Raw genomic sequence first — 222 nt, 5'->3', positions numbered from 1 at the left:
GCGAAACCGCTGCAATAGAAGCCAAAGCCTCTCCACGAAAGCCTAAACTGACAATTGCATGTAAATCTTCAGCGGTTTGGATTTTACTGGTCGCATGTCGCATCACCGCCAAAGTGAGATCTTCAGCGTGAATCCCTCGACCATTGTCCATGATTTCAATTAAAGTACTGCCGCCTTGCTCTACCCGAATAATCAGCTCTGTCGCACCTGCGTCAATCGAGT

The 222-nt window shown here is 48.2% G+C and carries 1 protein-coding gene; it reads right to left on the bottom strand.

The annotated features are described in order from the left end of the window. Positions 1-222, bottom strand: a 222-nt coding sequence (locus RRF55_RS28760) for an ATP-binding protein (RefSeq protein WP_439419411.1), incomplete at both ends; no start/stop codon positions are given.

The sequence above is a fragment of the Klebsiella sp. K47 genome (genome assembly GCF_051858335.1).
Classification (GTDB): domain Bacteria; phylum Pseudomonadota; class Gammaproteobacteria; order Enterobacterales; family Enterobacteriaceae; genus Klebsiella; species Klebsiella pneumoniae.
The sequence above is the reverse complement of the archived record's forward strand: the minus strand, read 5'-3'. Positions and strand labels throughout refer to the sequence as shown.